General features: G+C 68.6%; 5 protein-coding genes. 2 read left to right on the plus strand and 3 right to left on the minus strand.

The features are described from left to right. From V7050_RS18285 to mnmA, 3 genes are all read right to left on the minus strand, one after another. Nucleotides 1-1,111: M20/M25/M40 family metallo-hydrolase (locus V7050_RS18285; protein WP_324410974.1), on the minus strand; the 1,111-nt coding region annotated here is incomplete at its 3' end. Continuing rightward, nucleotides 1,108-2,283, minus strand: coding sequence for an aminotransferase class V-fold PLP-dependent enzyme (locus tag V7050_RS18290; protein WP_324369686.1), 1,176 nt, complete (start codon nt 2,281-2,283; stop codon nt 1,108-1,110). The genes V7050_RS18285 and V7050_RS18290, both read right to left, overlap by 4 nt. Before the next feature lie 84 nt (nt 2,284-2,367). Next, nucleotides 2,368-3,519: a tRNA 2-thiouridine(34) synthase MnmA gene (mnmA, locus tag V7050_RS18295; protein WP_324374341.1), complete on the minus strand. Its 1,152-nt coding sequence runs from the start codon at nt 3,517-3,519 to the stop codon at nt 2,368-2,370. A gap of 131 nt (nt 3,520-3,650) precedes the next feature. On the opposite strand from mnmA, the gene sciP reads away from it, so the two are divergent. Continuing rightward, nucleotides 3,651-3,929: a CtrA inhibitor SciP gene (gene sciP / locus V7050_RS18300; protein ID WP_324369806.1), complete on the plus strand. Its 279-nt coding sequence runs from the start codon at nt 3,651-3,653 to the stop codon at nt 3,927-3,929. A gap of 102 nt (nt 3,930-4,031) precedes the next feature. Continuing rightward, nucleotides 4,032-4,589: response regulator transcription factor (locus V7050_RS18305; protein WP_324410976.1), on the plus strand; the 558-nt coding region annotated here is incomplete at its 3' end.

The raw sequence follows: 4,589 nt of genomic DNA on the forward strand, positions 1-4,589 counted from the left end.
CCGTCGCCCTCGACGGCGTCTTGTGGCGGAACCGCACCCTGCAATCGGGCGGCAGGCCCGCGCGCACATGCGCCTCGAGGCTCGCCATGATCCGCCCGGGGTCCTGGTCGCCCACCAGCCGGAAGGTCAGCTTGGCATGGGCCTCGGCCGGCAGCACCGTCTTGAAGCCCTCGCCGGTATAGCCACCCCAGAAGCCGTTGATCTCGCAGGTCGGCCGCGCCCATTTCTGAACCAGCGCGCTGTAGCCGGCCTCCCCCGCCGGCACGCTCAGCCCCACCGCGCCGAGGAAGGCGCCTGCGTCGAAACCCAGGCCCTCCCATTGCGCGGCGAGCTCCGCCGGCAGGTCTTGCACGCCCTCGTAGAACCCCGGCAACGTGACCCGGCCCGCATCGTCGTGCAGCCCCGCGAGGATCCGCGCGAGCACCCGAATCGGGTTGATCGCGGGCCCGCCGTACTGGCCGGAATGCAGGTCGCGGTCCGCGCCCTGCACCGTGATCTCGACGCCGGCCATGCCGCGCAGCATGGTGGTGATCGCCGGGGTCTCCGCATCCCACATGCCGGTGTCGCAGACCAGCGCCAGCTCCGCGCGCAATTCCTCGGCATGCGCCTTCAGGAAGGGCACCAGCGAGGGCGAGCCGCTTTCCTCCTCGCCCTCCAGGAGCACCGTCAGCCGGCAGGGCAACCGCCCCGTCACCGCCTTCCAGGCGCGCAGCGCCTCGAGGAAGGTCATCAGCTGGCCCTTGTCGTCGTCCGCACCCCGCGCCGAGATGACCTCGCCGCGGGGCGTGTCGCGCAGCACCGGCTCGAAGGGCGGGCTCGTCCAGAGCGCCAGCGGATCGGCCGGCTGCACGTCGTAATGGCCGTAGAAGAGGAAATGCCGCGCACCCGCGCCGCCATGGGCCACCACCATCGGATGGCCTTGCGTGTCCCGCCGCGCGGCGTCGAACCCCATGGACGCCAGATCCCGCACCAGCCAGTCGGCCGCCGACCGGCAATCGGCCGCATAAGCGGGATCCGTCGAGACGCTCGGGATGCGCAGGAGCGCGAAGAGCCGCTCCAGCGCCGCGCCCTGGTCCGCGTCGATGCGGCCGAGGATCGCCTCGAGGCTCACGCCCGCCCGCCTTCCGCGGCCTGCGCACCGGCGTTCCATCCGCGCCGGAGCACCACGTCGAGCGTCCGGCCCAGATCGGCCACGGTGCCGTCCACGTCGCGCAGCTTGTCGAGGCCGAAAAGCCCGAGGCGGAAGGTCCGGTAATCCTCCGGCTCGTCGCATTGCAGCGGCACGCCCGCGGCGATCTGCATGCCCTGCGCCGCGAAGCGCGCACCGTTCTGGATGTCCGGATCGTCGGTATAGCTCACCACCACGCTCGGCGCCTCGAAGCCCGGCGCTGCCACGCTGTTCACGCCCCGCTCCGCCAGCATCGCCCGCACCTTCGCGCCCATAGCCTCCTGCGCCGCGCGGGCCGCGTCGAAACCGAAGGCCTTCGTCTCGGCCATCCGGTCGCGGAACACCGTCAGCGCATCGGTCGGCATGGTCGCGTGATAGGCGTGCCCGCCCCCCAGATAGGCGCACATGATGTCGTGCCACTTGCGCAGGTCGCAGACGAAGCTGGTGCTCTTGGTCTCGGCCAGCCGCGCGAGCCCCCGCGACCGCAGCATCACCAGCCCGCCCGAGGGCGACGAACTCCAGCCCTTCTGCGGGGCACTGATCAGCACGTCGACGTCCAGCGCCGCCATGTCCACCCAGATCGCCCCCGAGGCGATGCAGTCGAGCACGAAGATCCCGCCCGCCTCGTGCACGGCATCGGCCACGGCGCGAACATAGTCGTCAGGCAGCATGATGCCGGAGGCCGTCTCCACATGGGCGGCGAAGACCACGTCCGGCTTCTCCGAGCGGATCGCCGCCACCACCTCCGCGATCGGGGCCGGCGCGAAGGGCGCCTCGTGGGAATCCTCGGTGCGGCGGGCCTTGAGCACGGTTTCGGAGGTGGGAATGCTCCCGGTCTCGAAGATCTGCGTCCAGCGATAGGAGAACCAGCCGTTGCGGATCACCAGCACCCGCGCGCCGGTCGCGAACTGCCGGGCGACCGCCTCCATCGCATAGGAGCCGCCGCCGGGCACGACCACCGCCGCCTCCGCCCCATAGACGTCGCAGAGCATCTCCGAAATGTCCCGCATCACGTCCTGGAACTTCCGGGACATGTGGTTGAGCGAGCGGTCGGTGAAGACCACCGAAAACTCGCGCAGTCCCTCCGGATCAACCGTCGATTGCGTCCTGGTCATGCTGGTGCCCCCCTGATGATCGATGCCGGGCGCAGAATAGGCCGACGCGTCGGTGGATGCCATCGCCCGCGGCGCCTCCCACACTCAGCGCACAGGGACGATCCAGCCGCCGCCGAGAACCCGGCTTCCCTCCGGCGCATAGAAGACGCAGGCCTGGCCCGGCGCAACGCCTTCCTCCGGGGCGAGAAGCTCGACCTCGGCCCGTCCCGGCCCGCGCGCATGCAGCCTTGCGGGCACCGGCGGCCGGGTCGAGCGCACCTTCACCGCGACCTCCCAGCCGCCCGCGGGCGCGTCCTCGAACCCGCCGTCGCCGAGCCAGTTGATTTCCGCGACCGCCACCCGCCGGCTCGCCAGCGCCTCCCGCGGGCCGACGATCACCCGCCGCGCATCGGCATCGAGCCGCACCACGAAGAGCGGCTCGCCGCCGCCGATCCCGAGGCCCCGCCGCTGTCCGACCGTGTAGCGGATCACGCCGTCGTGCCGCCCGAGCACCCGCCCGTCGAGATGCACGATCTCGCCGGGCTCCGCGGCGCCGGGGCGCAGCTTCTCGATCACCGCGGCATAGGAGCCGTTCGGCACGAAGCAGATGTCCTGGCTGTCGGGCTTGTCGGCCACGGCCAGGCCGTAGCGCGCCGCCAGCGCCCGGGTCTCGGCCTTCGAGGCGAGTGCGCCGAGCGGAAAGCGCAGATACTCGAGCTGGTCGCGCGTGGTGGAGAACAGAAAATAGCTCTGGTCGCGCGCCGGATCGGCCGCCCGGTGCAGCTCGGGGCCGCGCGCGCCCTCCATGCGCCGGATGTAATGCCCGGTCGCCATGCAATCCGCCCCGAGATCCCGGGCGGTCTCCAGCAGGTCCCGAAACTTCACCCGCTCGTTGCAGCGGATGCAGGGCACCGGCGTCGCGCCCGCCAGATAGGCATCGGCGAATTCGTCGATGACGCTCTCGCGGAACCGGTTCTCGTAGTCGAGAACGTAATGCGGAAACCCCATGGCCTCTGCCACGCGCCTGGCGTCGTGGATGTCGCGCCCCGCGCAGCAGGCGCCCTTCTTCGCCAGTGCCGCCCCGTGGTCGTAGAGCTGCAGGGTGATGCCCACCACGCCGTAGCCCTCGTCCGCGAGCATGGCCGCCACGACCGAGCTGTCGACACCGCCGGACATGGCCACCAGCACGCGGGTCTCGGCCGGCGGACGCGGCAGGCCGAGGCTGTTGAGCCCCGTCGAGGATGGCAGCAGAATCATGACCTCGGTCCCAAGTGAATTTTCGGGCAATATAGTAAAATCCTCTGCAAGCTCAAGAGCTTGGTTCACCGGCACTTAAGACGTGTTCACTAAGTATTCGCATGGGTCAGTAGCGAGTTAGGGAACTGAACATGTATATTCGCCGCGAGAAAGGTCCTGTTTACGTCGTATTGCCTGACGGCAGCAAGTTGACGCGATCGGATCTTCCGCCCGCCAACACGCAGCGCTGGGTTGCACGCCGGAAGGCGACGGTGGTGGCCGCCGTCGATCACGGGCTGATCGAATCGAAGGAAGCCTGCGAGATGTATCGCCTCTCCGACGAGGAACTCGACCTCTGGCGCAGCGCCGTCCGCCGGCATGGCGCCGCGGCTTTGCGCGTCACGGCGATACAAAAGTATAGACAACTTTAAGGCGAGCTGGTACGGTGGGCCTATCGTAATCAGTCGTTAACCAATCCGCGGTTAATTGGCTCGGTGCAGGCGAGAGCCGGTTGATAGGACGGAGAGCAGCCCATGCGTATCCTGCTGGTCGAGGACGATCCCACAACTTCCAAGAGCATCGAGATGATGCTCCAGAACGCCAACCTGAACGTCTACGCGACGGATCTGGGCGAAGAGGGAATCGACCTCGCCAAGCTCTACGACTACGACCTGATCCTGCTCGACCTGAACCTGCCCGACATGAACGGCCATGACGTCCTGCGCCAGCTCCGCCTCGCCAAGGTCGAGACGCCGATCCTGATCCTCTCCGGGGCCGACGACACCGAGAACAAGCTCAAGGGCTTCGGCTTCGGCGCCGACGACTACATGACCAAGCCGTTCCACCGCCAGGAGCTGATCGCGCGCATCCACGCCATCGTGCGCCGCTCCAAGGGCCACGCCCAATCGGTGATCTCGACCGGGAAATTCAGCGTCAACCTCGACGCGAAGACCGTCGAGGTCGACGGCACGCCGGTGCATCTTACCGGCAAGGAATACCAGATGCTGGAACTTCTCAGCCTGCGCAAGGGCACGACCCTGACCAAGGAGATGTTCCTCAACCACCTCTACGGCGGCATGGACGAGCCCGAG

Origin of the sequence: Amaricoccus sp., assembly GCF_036846665.1 — a bacterium.
Classification (GTDB): Bacteria; Pseudomonadota; Alphaproteobacteria; order Rhodobacterales; family Rhodobacteraceae; genus Amaricoccus.

What these genes read in the sequence shown, in the direction of transcription:
- V7050_RS18290 (WP_324369686.1), bottom strand. Translation starts at nt 2,283, where the DNA reads ATGACCAGGACGCAATCGACGGTTGATCCGGAGGGACTGCGCGAGTTT.
- sciP (WP_324369806.1), top strand. Translation starts at nt 3,651, where the DNA reads ATGTATATTCGCCGCGAGAAAGGTCCTGTTTACGTCGTATTGCCTGAC.
- mnmA (WP_324374341.1), bottom strand. Translation starts at nt 3,519, where the DNA reads ATGATTCTGCTGCCATCCTCGACGGGGCTCAACAGCCTCGGCCTGCCG.